Below are 20,328 nucleotides of genomic sequence, written 5' to 3'. Positions count from 1 at the left end.
ATGGCCCGCATAGAACTTGATCTGGCGCACGCCTACCGGCCGAATCCGACCCAGGACAGCGACTACGCGCTGCTGCCGCTGAAGATGACATTTGAAGACGGCGGCGCGTATGCCTTGCTGGGACCCTCAGGCTGCGGCAAGACCACCATGCTCAACATCATGTCGGGTCTGCTGGTGCCCTCCGAGGGCAAAGTGCTGTTTGACGGGCGGGACGTGACCCGCCACAGCCCACAAGAACGCAACATTGCACAAGTGTTCCAGTTTCCCGTGATCTACGACACGATGACAGTCGCAGAGAACCTCGCATTTCCCTTGCGCAACCGCAAGGTGCCAGAGGACCAGATTCGCAAGCGCGTGGGCGAAATTGCCGAGATGCTGGACATGAGCGGGCAGCTGAATCAGCGCGCCGCAGGGCTGGCCGCCGATGCCAAGCAGAAGATTTCCCTGGGCCGGGGGCTGGTGCGTTCTGACGTGTCTGCGGTGCTGTTCGACGAACCGCTGACGGTGATTGACCCGCACCTCAAATGGCAACTGCGTCGCAAGCTCAAGCAGATTCACCACGAACTCAAGTTGACCCTGATCTATGTGACCCATGACCAGGTGGAGGCCTTGACGTTTGCCGATCAGGTGGTGGTGATGACACGGGGACGGGCGGTGCAGATCGGTCCGGCCGATGCGCTCTTCGAACGCCCCGAGCACACCTTTGTGGGGCATTTCATTGGCTCGCCGGGCATGAATTTTCTGCCTGTTCAAAAATCAGGAACCGGTTTGGCGGTAGCCGGCCAGTTGCTGCCTTTGGCACCCGGCCTGAATGTACCTGCAGGACCATTGAAGCTGGGCATTCGCCCGGAATACGTGGAGGTGAGCACACAGGCTGCGCCGGGCGCGGTCTCTGCCAGCGTGACCAAGCTGCAGGATATTGGTACCCACCTGATGCTGACTGCTGCTGTGGACGGTCACGTCGTCAAGGCGCGCCTGAGTCCCGACATGACGGGCCTTGAGGAGGGATCCAACGTGTGGCTACAGATCTTGGGTCCCCACACCTGTTTCTATAAAAATGAGGAACTCGTGCCATGAGTGCCATCAGCAAACCCGTGAACCAGAAAGCCTGGTTTCTGATTCTGCCCGTCATCTTGTGCGTGGCCTTCTCTGCCATCGTCCCGTTGATGACGGTGGTGAACTACTCGGTGCAGGACATTATTTCGCCAGAGCGGCGGGTATTTGTGGGCACCGAATGGTTTGTAGCGGTGATGCGCGACGAAGAGTTACACAGCGCCTTGTGGCGCCAGATTCTGTTCTCACTCGCGGTTCTGGCCGTCGAGATACCACTGGGTGTTCTGCTGGCCTTGTCGATGCCGGCGCAGGGCTGGAAATCATCGGCCGTGCTGGTTCTGGTGGCGCTTTCCCTGCTGATCCCGTGGAATGTGGTGGGCACCATCTGGCAGATTTTTGGCCGCAGTGATATTGGTCTCTTCGGCGTCATGCTGCACCGCATGGGGTTCGAATACAGCTACACCGGCAACGCGACCCACGCCTGGTTGACCGTGCTGCTGATGGATGTGTGGCACTGGACGCCGCTGGTGGCCCTGCTCGGATTTGCCGGGCTGCGCAGCATTCCCGATGCTTATTACCAGGCGGCCCGCATTGACGGCGCCTCCAAGTTCGCGGTCTTTCGTTACATCCAGCTGCCCAAGATGCGCGGCGTGCTGGTGATTGGTGTTCTGTTGCGCTTCATGGACAGCTTCATGATCTACACCGAACCCTTTGTGCTGACCGGTGGTGGCCCGGGAAATGCCACCACCTTTCTGAGCCAGTACCTTACGCAAAAAGCCGTAGGCCAGTTTGATCTGGGGCCCGCTGCAGCGTTCTCCCTGATTTATTTCCTGATCATCTTGCTGATGTGTTTCATCCTCTACAACTGGATGCAAAGCGTGGGCACCCAAAATGCCGAGGAGACCGGTCATGCATGAAAACCGCTTTCACAAGCGCACCATTTTTCTGGCGCTGTATCTGGTGTTTGCGTTGTTGCCCATCTACTGGATGATCAACATGAGCTTCAAGACGAACGAAGAAATTCTGTCGAGTTTTTCGTTCTTTCCACAGCACTTCACCTGGGGCAACTACAAGACGATCTTTACCGATCCTTCCTGGTACTCGGGCTACATCAATTCCATGATTTATGTGGCGATCAATACCGTCATTTCCGTGTCGGTCGCGTTGCCCGCTGCGTATGCCTTTTCGCGCTACCGCTTCCTGGGTGACAAGCATGTTTTCTTCTGGCTGCTGACCAACCGGATGACGCCGCCCGCCGTATTCTTGCTGCCGTTTTTCCAGCTCTATTCCACGGTGGGTTTGATGGACACGCACATTGCCGTGGCCCTGGCGCACCTGTTGTTCAACGTGCCCCTCGCGGTCTGGATTCTGGAAGGTTTCATGGGCGGTATTCCACGCGAGATTGATGAGACGGCCTACATCGATGGTTACACCTTTCCCCGGTTCTTCCTGACGGTCTTCCTGCCCTTGATCAAAGCCGGTGTGGGTGTAGCCGCATTCTTTTGCTTCATGTTCAGCTGGGTGGAATTGCTGCTGGCGCGCACGTTGACCAGTGTGAATGCCAAACCCATCGTGGCCACGATGACGCGCACCGTGTCAGCCTCCGGCATGGACTGGGCCACGCTGGCGGCTGCCGGCGTGCTGACCATTGTGCCGGGTGCCATCGTCATCTGGTTTGTTCGCCATTACATCGCGAAGGGTTTCGCGATGGGCCGTGTTTAAGGAGTTTGACATGCTGGAATGGATGGCCTGGACTTTGCCCGTTGCCGTGTTCTTTATCTCCATTGTGCTGATGCTGGTCGGCATGACGGTGTGGGAGATTCGTTCGCCTACGGTGGAGCGGCGTGGCTTTCTTCCCATGAAGACAACCCGTGGCGACCGACTGTTTGTGGGTTTGCTGGCAGCCGCCTACCTGAACCTGATTTTTGTGGGAATCAGCGCCCGACTGGCAGAGCTGCTGCAACTGGAGGCAGAGCCCTCTGTATGGATCAGTTTTGTGCTCTCCATGGGACTACTGGCCCTGATCATGAGCAAGGGCTGACACGCATGCAGGAATTCGGCTCGACCATTCCCCGGAGCCGGACACCTTTTACTAAAACCGGGGATGTGCACTTGAGGAGACATGTTATGAAGATGCGTTACACAGCGATTGCGCTGGCGGCGGCTCTGGCTGCCGGTCAGTTCGCTCATGCGGGTGAAGCGGAGGCCAAGAAATGGGTCGACAGCGAATTTCAGCCCTCCACGCTAAGCAAGGACAAGCAGCTGGCCGAAATGAAGTGGTTCATGGACGCTGCCAAGAAGCTACAAGCGAAGGGCGTGAAAGAGATCTCGGTCGTATCCGAGACCCTGACGACCCACGAGTACGAATCCAAAACGCTGGCCAAGGCGTTTGAAGAGATCACCGGTATCAAGGTCAAGCACGACATCATTCAGGAAGGCGATGTGGTTGAAAAACTGCAAACCTCGATGCAGTCCGGCAAAAGCATCTATGACGGCTGGATCTCTGACTCCGATTTGATCGGCACGCACTACCGCTACGGCAAGATCATGTCGCTGACCGAGTACATGAAGGGCACGGGCAAGGAATACACCAGCCCTACTCTTGACTTGAAAGACTTCATCGGCACCAGCTTCACCACGGCACCCGATGGCCAGCTCTACCAGTTGCCCACCCAGCAGTTTGCCAACCTGTACTGGTTCCGTGCCGACCTGTTCGCGCGCAAGGACTTGCAGGACAAGTTCAAGGCCAAGTATGGTTACGAGTTGGGCGTTCCGCAAAACTGGTCTGCCTATGAAGACATCGCCGCTTTCTTCAGCGAGGATGTGAAAACCATCGACGGCAAGCCCATTTATGGCCACATGGACTACGGCAAAAAAGACCCCTCGCTGGGATGGCGTTTCACCGATGCCTGGCTGTCGATGGCAGGTACCGCGGATATTGGTATTCCCAATGGCATGCCCGTGGATGAATGGGGCATCAAGGTGGGCGCCGACAAGTGCACTCCCGTGGGTGCATCCGTTTCGCGCGGTGGCGCCACCAATTCGCCAGCCGCCGTCTACGCGCTGACCAAGTACATCGACTGGATGAAGAAGTACGCACCCAAAGAAGCCATGGGTATGACCTTCGGCGAGTCCGGCCCTGTGCCCGCCCAAGGCCAGATCGCACAACAAATCTTCTGGTACACCGCCTTCACGGCCGACATGGTCAAGAAGGGCTTGCCTGTGGTGAACGACGATGGCACACCCAAGTGGCGCATGGCCCCAGGCCCCAACGGACCGTACTGGAAACAGGGTATGCAAAACGGCTACCAGGACGTGGGTTCGTGGACCTTCTTCAAGGGCCATGATGCAGACAAGACCGCTGCAGCCTGGCTGTATGCCCAGTTTGTCACCAGCAAGTCGGTGTCACTCAAGAAATCCATTGTGGGTCTGACCTTCATTCGTGACAGTGACATCCGCGCCGACTACTTCACGCAAAATGCCAACAAATACGGTGGCCTGATCGAGTTCTACCGCAGTCCGGCCCGCGTGGCCTGGACGCCGACTGGAACCAACGTTCCTGACTATCCCAAGCTGGCCCAGCTGTGGTGGAAGAACGTGGCAGTAGCCGTGACGGGCGAGAAGACTCCGCAGGCTGCCATGGACAACCTGGCCGAGGAAATGGATCAGGTCATGGCGCGGCTGGAACGCGCGGGCATGACGCATTGCGCACCCAAGCTCGCGCCCAAGCAAGATCCTGCCAAGATGCTGAGCGATTCACACGCACCGTGGAAGAAGCTGGCGAACGAGAAGCCCAAGGGCGAAACCGTGGCCTACGACAAACTGCTGCAAGCCTGGAAGGATGGCAAAGTTCGCTGACCTTCGGGTTGGGTGAGAGGCTCCGGCTGCCGCACATGGGGCGGCCGGATTCAACCAATGCGGTACGTTGGCGTGCGCTGGCGTATCCACTAACTGTGCAGGATCTTCCAGAGCAGGGCTCTGGACCGTCCACCTGAAGATATGCGTGATATTTCCCAACCATTACGAACCGACCGCGTGGCTTTGATGGCGCAGTTGGCGCAGCCGCGTCAATATGACCTCGCCATTATTGGGGGTGGGGCCACCGGTCTGGGGGTGGCGCTGGACGCCGCGTTGCGGGGTTTGAGCGTCGTGCTGCTGGAGTCCCATGATTTCGCCAAGGGCACGTCCTCCCGTGCTACCAAGCTGGTGCACGGTGGCGTTCGCTACCTGGCACAGGGCAATATTTCGCTGGTGCGCGAGGCGCTGCACGAGCGCACCAATCTGCTGAACAATGCGCCGCATCTGGCGCAACGCCTGCCGTTCGTCATGCCGTCCTACCACTGGTGGGAGACCCCGTTCTATGGCGTAGGCCTCAAAGCCTATGACGTTCTGGCGGGCAAGGCCGGGCTGGGCCCAACCGAGTTCATGGGCCGCGAGCGCACACGCGCCTGCCTGCCCGCGGTCAACGAGCACAACTTGTGGGGAGGGGTGAAATACTGGGATGGGCAGTTCGATGACGCCCGACTGGCGCTCACGCTGGCCCGCACAGCGGCTGCCAACGGTGCATTGCTGGTCAACTATTGCGAGGCGGTCGGCCTGATCCACGAATCGGGTCGTGTGGCCGGGGTGCACTGCCGCGACACCGAGTCCGGTCAAGCGCTTGAGGTTCGCGCATCGTGTGTGGTCAATGCTACCGGTGTGTGGGTGGATGCCCTGCGCAAGCTCGATGGGCAGGCCTGCGGGCGGGTCAGCACGCCCATCGTCGCGCCCAGTCAGGGTGTGCATCTGGTGGTGGACCGCGCATTTCTCCCTGGAGACCACGCGTTGATGGTTCCCAAAACCGCGGATGGCCGGGTGCTGTTTGCCGTTCCGTGGCTGGGTAAAGTCATCCTGGGCACCACCGATACCCCGCGCAAAGACCTCGCTTTTGAACCCGAGCCCTTTGCCGAAGAGGTAGCTTTCATCCTGGACGAATCAGCCCGGTATTTGCGCCGTGCGCCGCAGCGCCAAGATGTGCGCAGTGTCTGGGTGGGCTTGCGTCCGCTGGTCAAGCCCGCCGAGGATGACGGCTCCAGCACCAAGGGCATCAGCCGTGAACACACGGTGGCGGTCAGCAAGTCCGGCCTCGTGACCGTGACTGGAGGCAAATGGACCACCTACCGCGCCATGGCCGAGGACGTTCTGGACAAATGCCAGGAATCCGGTTTGCTGACGGGCTTGCCCGCCTCCAGTACGGCGCACCACCGCCTGGTGGGCGCACCCATGGCCGGTGCGCCCACTACCCCCATCAGCGAGCCACCGGGTGCGCATTTGTATGGCCAAGAGCAGCCACTGCTGAGCCAGCTACCCGGCGTCACCACCCTGCTGGCGCCCCACCTGACGGAAGCCATGGTGCGCTTTGCCGCACGCTTTGAGTACGCCCGCACGTTGGAAGATGTGCTGGCCCGCCGTAACCGGCTGTTGTTTCTGGACGCCCGTGCCGCTGCAGCCGCGGCTCCGGCGGTGGCTGCCGTGTTAAGTGACGAGTTGGGAGCCCCGGTGCCGGTAGAGGGCTTCCTGGCGCTGGCTGAGCGCTATTGGACTTTGCCCTGAGGCCTTGCGCCAGACTCTATTTGCTACGTTATTAATAGCTGCCGGCGCATATTGGACGCGGGCTGGAGGCGCAATTCTTATCCAATGATCGTAGCAAAGCCTCTTGCACCGCCCAGAGGCGGTCCTGGCCCCACACGGCGGTGTCGTCCACCTTGAACGAGGGGACTCCCCACAATCCCAGCGCAAACAATTCTTCACGGTTGTTCTCAGCGGTCACCCGCCATGCTGGGTCACGCAGGGCTTCCTGGGCTTGCGTCCAGCTGAGGCCAGCGCGTTCCACCATGCTTTTCAGGTCCCGATCGCTGCCGGCGTTCAGTCCCTGTGCCCACACGCCACGCATGAACGACAGCACATAAGCCGTGCCTTTGCCGTTGGCGATTGCCAGTGGCATGAGCGACAGACCCCGCTCGGTAGGCTTGCCGATGGGGTCGTTCATGCGGCCAAACGGGATGCCGCGAAGGCGCGCCTCGCGCGCAGTGTCGTGCACGATGTACAAGCGCTTTTCACGCGGCACCGGCAGCCCTCGCATCGCCATGGGCAGCACATAGCGCAAGCGAACTTCGGCTCCGGTAAGACGCCCCAGCTCAAATACGCGCGGTGCAACGATGGCTGAGTAGGGGCTGCGAAATGAGAAGAAAAAATCAATGGGTGGCGGGTTGCTCAACGCCACCGGTTGACCCAGGTCCGCGCCGGGCGGGAGCAGACAGCCACTCACGCCTTGCGTCTGCAGGCCCAATGATTGGAGACGCGATTCGAGGTAATGCAGCCGGTCTACGCCCCAGTACCATTCGCCACCGTAGTACAGCATCGCACCCAGGTAGTGGCCCAGTTTCTGGCGCAAGCGGTCGGCGTCCTCGCGCGCCTCGCTGGCGCGTGATGGCATAGGCGCATGGGGGCTGGGTTGCAAACCGTAGTGCGCAGCCAACCGGGCGGCGTCCAGATGGCTGTAGGCCTCCAGCTTGGCGCGCTCGGGAGCCGCCGCATCGCCGGGCGGGCTGACGATGTGTGTTTGCACTGTGACCCGGTAGCGTGACTGAAACTGTGGCAATACTGACGCCAGCAACGCGCTGTAGGGGTCGCCAGGCTGATGGAAGTAGTGAACGATCGGGGCTTCATACCGTGCAGCGCGCCGCTTTTCGAACGTGTCACGCTGGCGCTGCAAACGCCCTGGCGAGAGCAGGAACTCCATCACCGGGGGCATCAGACTTGTTTTGATTGACATGCGTTCAGGGGCGATCGGGAGGCGGTCAAGCGGCGTTGTCTCGCAAATGGTAGCGCTGAATCAACGCGCTGCGTTGGCGCGGATCCAGATTGATGCGCGACGCGTCGCGCCCCACCACCCCCAGCAGGCGCTCATCCATGACGTAGCGCCATAGCGGCGGAAAGTACGCAATGGTGAACATGCCGAAATAGCCGCTTGGCAATGTGGGCAGATTGTCGAAGTGCCGCAATGACTGGTAGCGGCGCAGCGGGTGGGCATGGTGGTCGGAATGGCGCTGCAAATGGAACAGCGCCCAGTTGGAGAAGATATGGTTGCTGTTCCAGGAATGGTAGGGCTGGCACACCTCGTATTTGCCGGGCGAACGCTCCTGGCGCAGCAGGCCATAGTGCTCAATGTAGTTCGCCGAGGTCAGCTGGAAATTGGCCCAGAACGACGCCACGACCAGGAACGGCAGAATTTGCACGCCCAACCACAGGGTCAGCGCCGTCCACAATGTCAGCGTAATCAGGGCCGGTTGCAGAATTTCGTTCTGCAACGACCACACCGGTTGCCCAGCGGCACGCAGGCGATCCGACTCCAGCTTCCACGCCCGCTTGAAGGCGCCCGGCATCTCGCGCAGAACAAAGCGATAAATTGATTCCCCCATGCGGGACGACGCGGGGTCTGCGGGTGTGGCGACGTCGCGATGGTGGCCGCGGTTGTGTTCGATGAAGAAGTGTCCATACGCCGTGGGAGCCAGGACGATCTTGGCCAGCCAGCGCTCCAGCGGGGTATTTTTGTGCCCCAACTCATGTCCGAGGTTGATGCAGAAGCCACCCACCGAACCGGTGATCATTATCATGGCCAGTACGCCGAACCATGGCAGGTTGAAGTGCACGACAAACCAGGCGCTGAAGATGAACGCCGCCCACAGCACCGGTACCAGCAGGTAGGTGACGCGACGGTAATACACGTCGGCGTCCAGTGCGGGAACGGCGCTTTCGGGCGGGTTGCTGCGATCCTCGCCCATCAGCCAGTCCAGCATGGGGGCGACCACGTAGAAAAAAGCCACCGGAATCCACAAGGCCCGCGGGTCGCCGGTGGCCAGCATTAGCAAGGGGCCAAAACCCACCGTGCACGGGACCAGTATGGAAAGCAGCCACGCGTAACGCTTGCGGTCCCGGTACGGTTCAGCTGGAGAAGTCGATGTCGTGGTATGCATGGGGTGTCCCTTTTCTGCCTGCGTGTGCGCGGGGCGGGGACATTGTGCGGCAAATCACCGATGAACCCAATCGGTAGTTTCCGCCATACCGTAGCGGCCAGACCCGATCAATCCGGTGTTTTGGCCTGCAGCGTTCGGGCCAGCCATTGGCATAGCGCACTGCTGGAGTGCTCGAATCCATGAATCACGGTGAAGTGGTTGGCGTCCGGCTGGTCCAGTAGCTGGGCGTGGTTGCCCGCAGCCTTCCAGGCCGCATAGTGCGTCTGCGCCTGGCGCTCAAACTCCGTGCTTTCTGCACCACCCCACGTGATCCACACCGGCGTGGCACACGGGCGCACCTGAAAAGCGGGCGAGTTGCGGCGAATGATGCCGTCATCCAGCTGGATCATGGGTTGCAGGTAGCTGTAACGCAGGGGCGCCAGGTCATACAGACCGCTCACCAGAATGGCGCCGGCCAGTGGGTCTTGCGGCAGGCCATAGTCGCGTTCCCACTCGGTTTGCAAACACATGGCGGTCAAATGTCCGCCCGCCGAATGTCCGCCGATGGCAACCCGGGCCGGGTCGCCGCCGTACTGGGCAATGTTGCGAAGCACCCAGGCGGTGGCCGCACGTGCCTGGCGGGTGATTTCGTCAATGCTGACGCTTGGGCACAGGGCGTAGTTGATGACCACGGTGGTGATGCCCAGGGGCTGCAGGCCCAGTGCCACGCCACTGAACTCCTTGCTGGAAAGCGCGCGCCAGTAGCCGCCATGAATGAATACAAAAACCGGTGCGTTGGGTACATCGGCGGGAAAGATGTCCAGCGTTTCTTCGCGCGTGGGGCCGAAAGGCACGTCCAGCACACAGCGCAATTGTTCCCGGGCGCGCTGGGCCTGGGCTGCGAAATGGCGACCCGGGGCGGTGGGGTCGGGCAGCGCCAGCGAAGGGTTGTATTGCGCGTCGATTTGCGCCTGGGTTTCAAAGTCGCGGTACAGGGGGCGCATAGCAGAGGGTTCCTTCGCTGAAGGGGGAATTATCCGGGGATTGACCTGGATATGCAGCGCAGCGGAGGCCGAGGTGTCGCGAAAAGCTAAAATATACTCTATGGGGTATATTGGTGCGGGTGTGGCTTCACCCATTCACCGCTGCTTCAGCGGTTCAGTCTGACAAGGAGTTCTATGAATTTACCGGGATTTTTTGAAAACTATTGGCCATTCATGGCCTTGGGTCTATGGTTTGCGTACAAGTGGTGGAATTCAAAAAGAGTCGTCGCCATGCTGCCCGAACTCAAGAAGAATGGCGCAATCTTTGTGGACGTCAGGTCCGCGGGGGAGTTTGCCAGCGGCAATGCTCCGGGAACCATCAACATTCCCCTGCAGGAACTGGGGAGCAGACTGGGTGAGATACCCAAGTCCTCGCCCGTGGTTCTCTGCTGTGCCAGCGGAACGCGAAGTGGCATGGCAAAAATGATGCTCAAGAAGAACGGCTACCCGAACGTCTACAACGTCGGAACTTGGGGCAAGTTGCTGCCCTAAGCGTCAGTTCAGCAAATGCGCATCCGCGAGGTCTTCCAGATCATCCGCATCAATGGCTGCGTCAAAGGCGGCACGGCTGGCCAGCGCTTCCTTGGTGTAGGGGATCAGGGGTTTGTCCAGCGGGCGCAGCTTGTGGCGGCGCAGGCCGCGCAGTTGCTGCGAGCGCTCCATGGTTTGCAATACCAGCTCGGGCTCCATCATCAGGCTGAAGGGATTGAGGGACAGTGCGATTGTGTTCATGGTGCTTCTCCAGTGGAATCGGTGCCTTGCAAGAATGCTTTGGCGCTTGAATCAACTGTAGCCATGAACCTCAGAAACTGGAGTCAGCAAAAGGATGGAAAGCGCGTAGGTGTTTGCCTTACACGCCTGCCAGTGGCATGCGTTATCCGGCGTTATCAGCCACGGTCATCAGCCGCACACGTACGCTCTTGCCTTTGATTTTTCCGGCATTGAGTTTGGCGCAGGCGGCTTTGGCCACTTCGCGCGCCACGGCCACAAAGGTACAGAACTCGGTCACCTGAATCTTGCCGATTTGCTCGCGCGTGTAGGCCGGACCGCCTTCTTCGCTGGTCAGCGCGCCCAGCACATCGCCGGGGCGAATCTTCTCTTTGCGTCCGCCCAGAATCTGCAGCGTCACCATGGGGGGTAGCAAGGGTTCGGTGCTGGTCTCGGTGAGCGTGTCCAGCGGGTACCAGGTTGAGGGCTGGTTTTGGTACTGTTCTATCTTGCCCACCCGGCCCATGTCATTGAGGATGGCCAGGCTGAGCGCCAGGCCCGTGGCCCCGGCCCGTCCGGTGCGGCCGATTCGGTGCACGTGCACCTCGGGGTCGGGGGTGATGTCCACGTTGATCACCGCCTCCAGTTGCGCAATGTCCAGCCCGCGGGATGCGACGTCGGTGGCCACCAGCACCGAGCAACTGCGGTTGGCAAACTGCGCCAACACCTGGTCGCGCTCGCGCTGCTCCAACTCGCCGTACAGCGCCAGCGCATAAAAGCCTTCCTCTTGCAGCAGGGTCACCAGGTCTTTGCACTGCTGCTTGGTGTTGCAAAACGCCAGGGTGCTCACCGGGCGAAAGTGGCGCAACAGCTGGCCCACGGTATGCAGACGGTTGGGGCGGGTCACCTCATAAAAGCGTTGCTCAATCAGCGCCTCGGTCTTGGGCGGTGCCACTTCCACACGCTGGGGGTCGCGCATGAACTGGTTGGCCAGCTTCTCGATACCCTCGGGGTAGGTCGCCGAAAACAGCAGGGTTTGGCGCTCTGCAGGGCACTGTTTGGCGACCTTGACGATGTCGTCGAAAAAGCCCATGTCGAGCATGCGGTCCGCTTCATCCAGCACCAGGGTGTTGAGTCCTTCGAGCGTCAGGTAGCCACGCTCCAGGTGGTCCATCACGCGCCCTGGCGTTCCCACCACCACGTGCGCACCGTGCTCCAGCGAGGCGCGCTGGCCACGCAGGGCCACACCACCGCAAAGCGTCACCACCTTGATGTTTTCTTCGGCACGCGCCAGACGGCGAATTTCTACTGTGACCTGGTCCGCCAGCTCGCGGGTGGGGCACAGCACCAGCGATTGCACGGCGAACCAGCGGGGGTTGAGCTTGGCCAGGAGCGCCAGCGCGAACGCGGCGGTTTTGCCGCTGCCGGTTTGGGCCTGCGCAATCAGGTCCTTGCCGGCCAGGGCAATGGGCAGGCTGGCGGCCTGAATGGGCGTCATTTCCAGGTAGCCCAGTTGCTGCAAATTGGCCAGGGCGGCCGGGTTGAGAGCCAGTGTGGCAAAGCTGTTTTTGGTGGGCGCTTCTGCAGCGGAAGGCGTAGGTGTCGAGGTAGTCATCTTCCGATTATCGGGCCGACCCCTTTTTACGCGGTTTTGGGGTCAGGGCAGGAGGCCACGGCGCACTTCCTGGACTGACAGTCTCTCGGGCTGAAACAGGCGCTGAATCGCGGGTAGCCCATCCCGGGGATCGCACTGTGCGCACATGAAGAGATCAATGGCTGCAAACTGACGTTCGGGCCAAGTGTGGATCGAGATGTGCGACTCCGCCAGCAGCAACACACCGGTCACGCCCCCATGCGGCGAAAAAACATGAAAGTGACCGTGTAGCACCGTCGCACCGGCGGCCGTTGCCGCTTCGCGCAGTGCCGCCTCAATCCAGGCGCAGTCATTCAGCCGTACGGCACCCCACAGGTCCACCAGCAGATGCAAGCCGGCGTACCGCATGGTGTCGCGTTCACTGAAATAGTCTTTGCTTGCGTCCAATGCAGGGCCTTGCTGAAACTCGGAGTTGCCGTTAAAAATAGCGCAATCATAGTGCCCATACCACCTGCGGTGCGGCCCTAGAATCGGGCCACTTTTCATGGTTTCTTCCAGGAGTTCGTATGCGTACCCTTCTTGCTACTTCCATGCTGGCAGCCGCGTTGCTGTCGGGCTGCGGCACCACGGTGGTCAACCCGGTCACGGGGCAGGCCGAGCGGACGGTGATGGACGAAGGCGCCGAGATCGCCGAGGGGAAAAGGCAGCATGAACAAGTGCTGCAGGAATACGGCGCCTACAACAATCCCACCGTTCAGGCCTATGTGAACAGTGTGGGGCAACGCCTGGCGTCTTTCTCGCACCGCAAACAGTTGCAGTGGCATTTCACGGTCCTCGACAGCCCGGAAATCAACGCCTTCGCGCTGCCGGGTGGCTACGTGTACGTGACGCGCGGCATCATGGCTTATATGGATAGCGAGGCGGACCTGGCGGGCGTTGTGGGCCACGAGATTGGCCATGTCACCGCGCGGCACGGTGCCCAGCGCGCCACCAGTGAACAGAATGCGGGGCTGGGCGTCTTTGCCGCCAGCGTGCTCGGTGCCGTACTGGAGAGCCAGGGCCTGAGTGGTGCGGGCCAACTGGCCGGGCAGGTGTCGCAATCCGTGGCAGCCGGGTATATCGCCTCGTATGGACGCGACCAGGAACTTCAGGCGGACACCCTGGGCGCGGAATACCTCTCCCGCATCAACTTTGACCCGCGCAACATGATTGATGTAATCAAGGTGCTCAAAGACCAGGAGCGCTTTGCAGCCGATCTGGCCCAGGCCGAAGGCCGACCCGCACCTGCGCAGGGTGGCTGGCTGGCTTCCCATCCGTCCAATGACCAGCGGCTGAGCACCATTACGCAGCTGGCCAGCCAGTACAACAAAGGCAACTACAGTGACGAGGGCCGGGTCCGCTACCAGAAGGCGATTCAAGGCATTGCGTTTGGTGAAAGTGCGGGGCAGGGATTGACCCGGGGGCGCAACTTTTTTCATGGGCCAATGGGATTTGCACTGACGGCACCTCCGGGCTGGAAGATCCAGAATGACGCCGACAAGCTAGGCGTGGTCAATGCCGCCGGGGACGCGATGCTGGTGGTGCGTGTGGTGCCAGCCCAGGCGGGGCGCGACCCTGCGGCCATCATCCGCACCTTGCTGAAGCCTACGGATGGGCGTACCGAGTCCGCGGTGATCAATGGCCTTCAGGCTACGCGTTTTGCGGGCACCCGCCAGAACGCACAGGGGCAGGCGCAGTCCGTGGAGGCGACTGTGGTTACCGGGCCAGGCACCAACTCATACCTGTTGCAGTGGGGTGCCAAAGATGCGCAGGCGCTGCAACGTGCACGCGCCGCGCTGCGGGAGGCGGAAGGCAGCTTTCGCGCCATGACGGCACAAGACCGCAACGCGGCTCGCCCCTGGGTGCTCAGGACGGTGCCTTACCCTCGGGGCGGCTTTGCCGAACTGGCGAGAACCTCGCCCATTGAAAACCCCGAAAAACAGCTGCGCCTGATCAATGGCTACTACAGCGGCGGCGAGCCCAACGCCGGGCAACTGGTCAAGGTGGTGGAGCAGAACTAATTGCGCGCGTGGCTGATCTGCAGGTTGGCAACACCATCGACCATCCGCAGTTGGCGAGACAGTTCAAACAGCGAGTTGATCAATGGGCGGCTTGTGCGCGCCACCATCACGAAATGCCAGCTCACGGTGTTGTTGTTATTGGTGATGTTGAGTGCGCCTTCGGCCACCACGTAGCCCCAGTGGCGCAGCGTCTTCTTGAGCACCACTTCGCTGGGCTCAAAGTCCGCCTTGAAATTCAGCATCACGCCCATGGCGCGGCGTGAGGGCAGCCGGGCTTCGAGCTTGGGGCCCCACATCATCAACGAGGCCGACAGCAGCGACAGCAAAATGGCGGCCCCAAAAAAGCCGATTCCCACCATCACGCCGATCGCTGACGAGGCCCAGATGGACGCGGCGGTCGTCAGACCATTGATGTTCAGCCCTTCCCGCATGATGACGCCCGCGCCCAGAAAACCCACGCCCGTCACGATGCCCTGGATGACCCGCGTGGGGTCCACCGGCGCCATGCCGTGCGCCGCGCCGCCCCACCAGAAGCCGGGGTAACCAGCCAGCACGGTCAATGCGGCAGAGGCCATGCAGACAATGCCGTAGGTGCGCATGCCGGCAGCCCGCCCGTGGTAGGACCGTTCGTACCCTACCAGCAGCCCCAAAAGCAGGGCGCCCGCCAGGTTCAGGAACACCAGCAAATTCACCTCCATCACGGGGAGGGACCAGAAAGTGGACAGGTAGGACGCTGTAAAGGAGTTCATCGGTGCCTCGCAACAATTAAATGCCCGCTGCCCCCGTGGGGACTGCGCGGGCAGCTATCAATAGTAGAGCGCTTTTGACGCCGTGGCGCACAAAACCCAGCAAATTTTGAGCGCTGGATTACGTCTGCTAACACGAAGTACACAATTCGTTTACATGTCCTGGCACACACTGTGGCTTTCCCCGGCAAGAAGGAGAACCCCCATGCATCAATCCGATACAGGCAGCGACCCATCCGGTCAGACTACACACAGTAAACCGCTGGTTCCCGTCGAGCAATTGATTCTGGAGGTCTATGCGACGGCGCACGTCAGTGTGCGCAGCCGTATCCTGTCCCGGTTGGTCGGCAGAGTCTATGAGTCAGCCCCGCCCGCGACCCGACGAAAACTGCTGGAGCATTTGCTCAGACCCCTCGGACTGTTGTCCATCGCCGCAGTGGCGAATGGGGCCTTTGCAAAGGTCCTGTCCAGGGGGAACTGGCTTGACAAGAGCGTTCCCCTCGATGAGGTGCAAAACATCCAGTCGGGTGACGTGGTGACGCTGGTGGACTATGTCTTGCAAGTGAGCGGCGACGCGATCAATGGGCTGGCCCACCTGTTGACGGCCTCGCCCACATTGACAAGCTCTGCGGCGGCAACCGTGCTGGTCACCCTGTTATTGCAGCGTGCAAGCAAACGGCGCTCCAGCGATGTCAACACCGACTAGAGCGCACCTGTTTCAATAGCTACAACTAAACCAGCAAGGCATTCACCCGCTTCACATACGCCGCCGGGTCCGCGGGCATGCCGCCCTCGGCCAGCAAAGCCTGGTCAAACAGGATGTGCGCCAGGTCGTTGAAGTGCACCGACCCGTCCAGCTTCTTGACCAGCGGGTGCTCGGCGTTCACCTCCAGCACAGGTTTCACTTCGGGTGCAACTTGGCCGGCCTGCTTGAGCATGCGGGCCAGCTGGGTGCTCATGCCGTGGTCTTGCACTACCAGGCAGGCAGGGCTATCGACCAGGCGGGTGGTCACGCGCACATCTTCGGCCTTGTCTTTCAGTGCTTCCTTCAGCTTGGCCAGCAGGGGCTTGAAGGTCTCTGCGGCTTCTTCGGCGGCCTTTTTCTCGGTTTCGTCCTGCAATGAGCCCAGATCCACCGCACCCTTGGCCACGCTCTGCAGCGCCGTGCCGTCAAAGTCCTGCAGGTAGTTCAATGCCCACTCGTCCACGCGGTCCGTCATCAAGAGCACTTCAATGCCCTTTTTCTTGAACACTTCCAGCTGGGGGCTGTTTTTGGCTGCCGCCAGCGTGTCGGCCGTGATGTAGTAGATGGCTTCCTGGCCTTCTTTCATGCGGGCTTTGTAGTCGGCAAAACTCACGCTGACGGAATCCGTGGTGCTGCTGGCAAAGCGCAACAGCTTGGCCAGACGCTCCTTGTTGCCGAAGTCTTCGCCCAGGCCTTCCTTGAGCACAGCGCCAAACTCGGAATAGAACCGTGAGTACTTGCCGATGGCTGCATCCGCTGCCGCTTTGTCTTCCGCACTGACGACATCGGTAACACCGTCTGCAGCCGCTTCCGGTGTCTTGTCGTGCGCGGCCAAGTCTTCCAGCATGCCCAGCACGCGCTTGGTGCAACCTTCGCGGATGGCTTTCACATCGCGGCTCTCCTGCAGCAGCTCGCGGCTCACGTTCAGTGGCAGGTCAGCGGAGTCCACCACGCCTTTGACAAAGCGCAGGTAGGTGGGCAACAGCGCCTCGGCGTCGTCCATGATGAACACGCGTTTGACGTACAGCTTCACACCCGCAGATTTTTCGCGGTTGTACAGGTCCATGGGCGCTTTGCCGGGGATGTACAGCAGCTGCGTGTACTCGGTGCTGCCTTCCACGCGGTTGTGGGTGTGGGCCAGCGGCGCTTCAAAGTCGTGGCTGATCTGCTTGTAGAAGTCGTCGTACTGTTCCTGGCTGATGTCCTTCTTGGCGCGCGCCCAGATGGCGTTGGCCTTGTTGACGGTTTCCCATTCGCCAGTTTTGACCATGCCACCGGGCTGGCGGCCGCCTTGCTCGTCGCTGGCGTTGATCAGCTCGCCGTCTTTCCACTCTTCCTTTTCCATCAGGATGGGCAGGCTGATGTGGTCGGAGTATTTGTTGATAATCCCCTTGACCTTCCAGGCCGACGCATAGTCCATGGCGTCTTCGCGCAGGTGCAGGGTCACGCTGGTTCCGCGCTGGGTTCGGGTGATGGTGTCCACCTCAAAGTCGCCCGCGCCACCGCTGACCCAGCGCACGCCTTCCGTCTCTTGCATGCCAGCGCGGCGGGATTCGACGGTGATCTTGTCGGCCACGATAAAGCCGGAGTAAAAGCCCACGCCAAACTGGCCAATCAGCTGCGAGTCGGCCTTCTGGTCACCACTGAGCTTGCTCACAAAGTCTTTGGTGCCGCTCTTGGCGATGGTGCCCAGGTGGTCAATAGCTTCCTGTGCACTCATGCCGATGCCGTTGTCGGTGATGGTCAGTGTTTTGGCGTCCTTGTCGAACGTGACCTTGACCTTCAGTTCGGAGTCGGTCTCGTACAGTCCGCTGTCGTTGATGGCCTCAAAGCGGAGTTTGTCGCACGCGTCTGACGCGTTGGAAATCAGTTCGCGCAGGAAAATTTCTTTATTGGAGTACAGCGAATGCGTCACCAGGTGCAGCAACTGCGCGACTTCGGCTTGAAAGGAAAGGGTTTGCTTGGTCATGGGAAATGGAGTCTTTCGGTAAAGCTTCAATAAAAACAAATGCAGCGCGCCAAGCAGGCGACGCGCGAAGCCTTCAATTATGGGCGAAGAGATGCTATTTCAAGAGGCAGCGGCAGCCGCAGGCGTCAGCCACGCCACCAGTTGCCGCGTCACCCCGGCGCTGCTGAGCAGTGCCATGTGGCTGGTGCTGAAGGCGATCCACTGCGATTCGGGGGCAAACTCCAGTTGGCGGCGTGGGTCTTCGTGCTGTCCCAGCGCGCTCTTCAGTGGCACAAGGCCGTCGCCTATCAGCCGGTCGGCCAGCGTGCCGGGTTGGGAGGCCGTGGTGGCCGCAACGCAATAGCAATTCACCCCTTCTGGCAGGGGCAGGGGCTGGCGGCTGTCGGGCTTGCGGTGAAAGCGGTCATGGCCCTCCCAGTCCACGTCCAGCACGTGGCCGTAACGCAAATCGGTGATGCCCGCACTGCGCAGTTGGCCCAGCTTGGCCAGTGGCTTGGTGTAGGGCGTGCTGCCCAGAATCACGTCAACCCAGTTGCCCGCCCGTTCCAGCGGCGCGCCATGGTGGGGCGTGCCAAGAAACACGATGTTTTTCACATACTGCGGCCAGCGCAACGCATCCTGCTTGGCATAGTGGAAGGCGCTGCGCGTAACCAGGCCCCCCATGCTGTGGCCGACGACGGTGATCTCCGTCAACGGCACGGGCCAGTGGGCCACGAGTTGCTCCAGTTGGGCGCTGAGTTCATGGCCGTTTTGCGAAGTGTGCAAGCCGGTGTTGTAGCGCACATAAATGGGCGTGTAGCCCAGACTGTCTGCCAGCGTCGCGCCGTGGTCCACCGCCGGGATGTCGTTGCCACTGGGCGGGTTGTGCCACTGCAGGTCATTCATGCACAGACCGTGGATCAGCAGCAGGACTTTTCCGGTAGCCGCGGGCAGTGGCGTCGGCGCCTGCCAGTCGAGTGCCTGGTTCTGGTAGCGCAGCGTCATGCGGGTGACCAGTGGACTGTGGGTCTCGGCCAGGTGGTCGCCCATGACGCCGTTGAGTGCAGCCACAAAGGCTTCGCGCTGGGGCGTTCCGGCGGGCGTGTCCAGCGCCGATCCCAGCAAGGGTTCAAGTCGGATCAGGGCTGCTTCCACGCCCTTGCCAATCAGTTGGGTGACCCCGTTGACGGTGCGGTACACCAGCCCGGTGAGGCCACGGGCCGTCTGGTCCGGGCCGCCGGGCAGTCCCAGCGTGCTCCAGATCGACTGATGCACCCCTTCGGCCATGCGAGCCACGCCCTGGGTCGCCTGCGTGGCCAGTTGGACCACCGCGCGCACGTCGGACGGGTGCAGGTGCTTGTGGGGCTTGATGGGCTTCTTTGGCATGGACGTCCTCGCTGCAGGATGGTTCTAGAACTTTTCGTGCGGTGCCAGGTAGCGCCACTGGCCCACGGGCAGGTTGCCCAGCATCACATTGCCCACGCGCACGCGTTTCAGGCCCACCACTTTGAGGCCCACCAGTTCGCACATGCGGCGGATCTGGCGCTTTTTGCCTTCGGTCAGCACAAAGCGCAACTGCTCGGGGTTTTGCCACTCCACCTTGGCCGGTTTGAGGGGCTGGTTGTCCAGGCTCAGGCCATGGCGTAGCAGGCGCAATTTGTCGGCCGGGAAAACCGACTGCACATCGGTGCTGATGGGGTCGTCATCGTCAATGCGGCTGAGTTGGGTGACCTTGCCGCCATAGGTGGCCGCCGCCGACAGGGCTGCCGCCGCATTTTCGGTGCCGGTGTAGACCACGCGTACCAGGTATTCTTTTTCCATCACCGCGTCTTCGCCAATCAGCTGGCGGGCCACACGGCCATCCTGCGTCAGCACCAGCAGGCCGGTGGAGTCAATGTCCAGCCGCCCGGCGGGCACCAGGCTTTTGAGCTGGCTGGGGTGGAAGAAGAAGCGTGCGTTGTCCTCACTCCAGCGGTTTTGCGGCTGCACCAGGGTGATGGCGGGCTCGTGGCCGTCTTCGGCCTGGCCGCTGACCAGGCCCAGGGGTTTGTTGATCAGCACGGTGACCTGGTTGGCCTGCTGGCCCTGCGCCTGCTTGTTCACTTCAATGCGCGCGTCCGGGCGCACCTGCATGCCCATTTCAGCTACTGTGCCATTCACCTTGACCCAGCCCTTGCCAATCCATTCATCGGCCTCGCGGCGCGAGGCCAGGCCCAGCTCGGCCATGCGTTTGTTCAGGCGCATGGTGCCATTGGGGCCGATGGCCGCCGTGTTGGCTTGCCCGGCGGGAATGGCGGCGCGGCTTGTCGGTGCGCGTCCGGGCGGGGGTGCCGCGCGGCGGAAAGTGGAGGGCGGTTTGTTGTGGTCGGGAGGAGTGGTCATTTGCTATATCTTTTGTAGCTGCTTGCGCATATTTTACGGGGGCTGGGTGCCGATT

General features: G+C 61.0%; 19 protein-coding genes. 9 read left to right on the top strand and 10 right to left on the bottom strand.

The window, feature by feature from the left end; genetic code table 11:
• The 6 genes from AC097W_RS06485 (at nucleotide 1) to AC097W_RS06460 (ending at nucleotide 6,645) form a co-directional block, all read left to right on the top strand.
• On the top strand, nucleotides 1-1,077 hold the full coding sequence (locus tag AC097W_RS06485) for an ABC transporter ATP-binding protein (RefSeq protein WP_479601674.1): 1,077 nt from the start codon (nucleotides 1-3) through the stop codon (nucleotides 1,075-1,077).
• Entirely contained in the window at nucleotides 1,074-1,970 is an 897-nt protein-coding gene (locus tag AC097W_RS06480) for a carbohydrate ABC transporter permease (RefSeq protein ID WP_479601673.1), read from the top strand. Before AC097W_RS06485 ends, AC097W_RS06480 begins: the two co-directional genes overlap by 4 nt.
• Nucleotides 1,963-2,775 carry a carbohydrate ABC transporter permease gene (locus tag AC097W_RS06475; protein WP_479601672.1) on the top strand — a complete coding sequence of 271 codons (813 nt, stop codon included), beginning with the start codon at nucleotides 1,963-1,965 and terminating at the stop codon, nucleotides 2,773-2,775. Before AC097W_RS06480 ends, AC097W_RS06475 begins: the two co-directional genes overlap by 8 nt.
• Nucleotides 2,776-2,785: 10 nt before the next feature.
• Nucleotides 2,786-3,094: a DUF2160 domain-containing protein gene (locus tag AC097W_RS06470; RefSeq protein ID WP_479601671.1), complete on the top strand. Its 309-nt coding sequence runs from the start codon at nucleotides 2,786-2,788 to the stop codon at nucleotides 3,092-3,094.
• Nucleotides 3,095-3,180: 86 nt separating this feature from the next.
• Nucleotides 3,181-4,911 (top strand): ABC transporter substrate-binding protein, encoded by a 1,731-nt coding sequence (locus AC097W_RS06465; RefSeq protein WP_479601670.1) that lies wholly within the window; start codon nucleotides 3,181-3,183, stop codon nucleotides 4,909-4,911.
• 141 nt (nucleotides 4,912-5,052) lie between these two features.
• On the top strand, nucleotides 5,053-6,645 hold the full coding sequence (locus tag AC097W_RS06460) for a glycerol-3-phosphate dehydrogenase/oxidase (protein WP_479601669.1): 1,593 nt from the start codon (nucleotides 5,053-5,055) through the stop codon (nucleotides 6,643-6,645).
• Nucleotides 6,646-6,676: 31 nt separating this feature from the next.
• Here the strand turns inward: AC097W_RS06460 and AC097W_RS06455 are convergent, their stop codons facing one another.
• From AC097W_RS06455 to AC097W_RS06445, 3 genes are all read right to left on the bottom strand, one after another.
• Nucleotides 6,677-7,867: a DsbA family protein gene (locus tag AC097W_RS06455; protein ID WP_479601668.1), complete on the bottom strand. Its 1,191-nt coding sequence runs from the start codon at nucleotides 7,865-7,867 to the stop codon at nucleotides 6,677-6,679.
• 25 nt (nucleotides 7,868-7,892) lie between these two features.
• A complete protein-coding gene (locus AC097W_RS06450; RefSeq protein ID WP_479601667.1) occupies nucleotides 7,893-9,068 on the bottom strand; it encodes an alkane 1-monooxygenase in 1,176 nt (391 codons plus the stop codon).
• Between the two features lie 107 nt (nucleotides 9,069-9,175).
• Entirely contained in the window at nucleotides 9,176-10,051 is an 876-nt protein-coding gene (locus tag AC097W_RS06445) for an alpha/beta hydrolase (RefSeq protein WP_479601666.1), read from the bottom strand.
• A gap of 270 nt (nucleotides 10,052-10,321) precedes the next feature.
• Here AC097W_RS06445 and AC097W_RS06440 point away from each other — a divergent pair, with 270 nt between their 5' ends.
• Complete coding sequence (locus tag AC097W_RS06440) at nucleotides 10,322-10,582, top strand: rhodanese-like domain-containing protein (RefSeq protein WP_479601665.1); 261 nt, start codon at nucleotides 10,322-10,324, stop codon at nucleotides 10,580-10,582.
• A 3-nt stretch (nucleotides 10,583-10,585) separates the two neighbouring features.
• Here the strand turns inward: AC097W_RS06440 and AC097W_RS06435 are convergent, their stop codons facing one another.
• From AC097W_RS06435 to speD, 3 genes are all read right to left on the bottom strand, one after another.
• Nucleotides 10,586-10,822 (bottom strand): hypothetical protein, encoded by a 237-nt coding sequence (locus tag AC097W_RS06435; protein ID WP_479601664.1) that lies wholly within the window; start codon nucleotides 10,820-10,822, stop codon nucleotides 10,586-10,588.
• Nucleotides 10,823-10,964: 142 nt separating this feature from the next.
• Nucleotides 10,965-12,413 (bottom strand): ATP-dependent RNA helicase DbpA, encoded by a 1,449-nt coding sequence (dbpA, locus tag AC097W_RS06430; RefSeq protein ID WP_479601663.1) that lies wholly within the window; start codon nucleotides 12,411-12,413, stop codon nucleotides 10,965-10,967.
• A 42-nt stretch (nucleotides 12,414-12,455) separates the two neighbouring features.
• Nucleotides 12,456-12,839, bottom strand: a complete 384-nt coding sequence (gene speD, locus AC097W_RS06425) for an adenosylmethionine decarboxylase (protein ID WP_479601662.1) — start codon at nucleotides 12,837-12,839, stop codon at nucleotides 12,456-12,458.
• A 119-nt stretch (nucleotides 12,840-12,958) separates the two neighbouring features.
• On the opposite strand from speD, the gene AC097W_RS06420 reads away from it, so the two are divergent.
• Nucleotides 12,959-14,452 (top strand): M48 family metalloprotease, encoded by a 1,494-nt coding sequence (locus AC097W_RS06420; protein WP_479601661.1) that lies wholly within the window; start codon nucleotides 12,959-12,961, stop codon nucleotides 14,450-14,452.
• On the opposite strand, the gene AC097W_RS06415 is transcribed toward AC097W_RS06420, so the two are convergent.
• Nucleotides 14,449-15,201, bottom strand: a complete 753-nt coding sequence (locus AC097W_RS06415) for an MgtC/SapB family protein (RefSeq protein WP_479601660.1) — start codon at nucleotides 15,199-15,201, stop codon at nucleotides 14,449-14,451. The genes AC097W_RS06420 and AC097W_RS06415 overlap by 4 nt on opposite strands.
• A gap of 202 nt (nucleotides 15,202-15,403) precedes the next feature.
• Here AC097W_RS06415 and AC097W_RS06410 point away from each other — a divergent pair, with 202 nt between their 5' ends.
• Complete coding sequence (locus AC097W_RS06410) at nucleotides 15,404-15,904, top strand: hypothetical protein (protein ID WP_479601659.1); 501 nt, start codon at nucleotides 15,404-15,406, stop codon at nucleotides 15,902-15,904.
• A 25-nt stretch (nucleotides 15,905-15,929) separates the two neighbouring features.
• On the opposite strand, the gene htpG is transcribed toward AC097W_RS06410, so the two are convergent.
• From htpG to AC097W_RS06395, 3 genes are all read right to left on the bottom strand, one after another.
• A complete protein-coding gene (gene htpG / locus AC097W_RS06405; RefSeq protein ID WP_479601658.1) occupies nucleotides 15,930-17,912 on the bottom strand; it encodes a molecular chaperone HtpG in 1,983 nt (660 codons plus the stop codon).
• A 99-nt stretch (nucleotides 17,913-18,011) separates the two neighbouring features.
• A complete protein-coding gene (locus tag AC097W_RS06400) occupies nucleotides 18,012-19,277 on the bottom strand; it encodes an alpha/beta fold hydrolase (RefSeq protein ID WP_479601657.1) in 1,266 nt (421 codons plus the stop codon).
• Between the two features lie 24 nt (nucleotides 19,278-19,301).
• A complete protein-coding gene (locus AC097W_RS06395) occupies nucleotides 19,302-20,273 on the bottom strand; it encodes a pseudouridine synthase (protein ID WP_479601656.1) in 972 nt (323 codons plus the stop codon).
• Between the last annotated feature and the right edge of the window lie 55 nt (nucleotides 20,274-20,328).

The organism is Rhodoferax sp. GT1R46, assembly GCF_056521285.1.
This window is presented reverse-complemented; position numbering and strand designations above follow the sequence as displayed.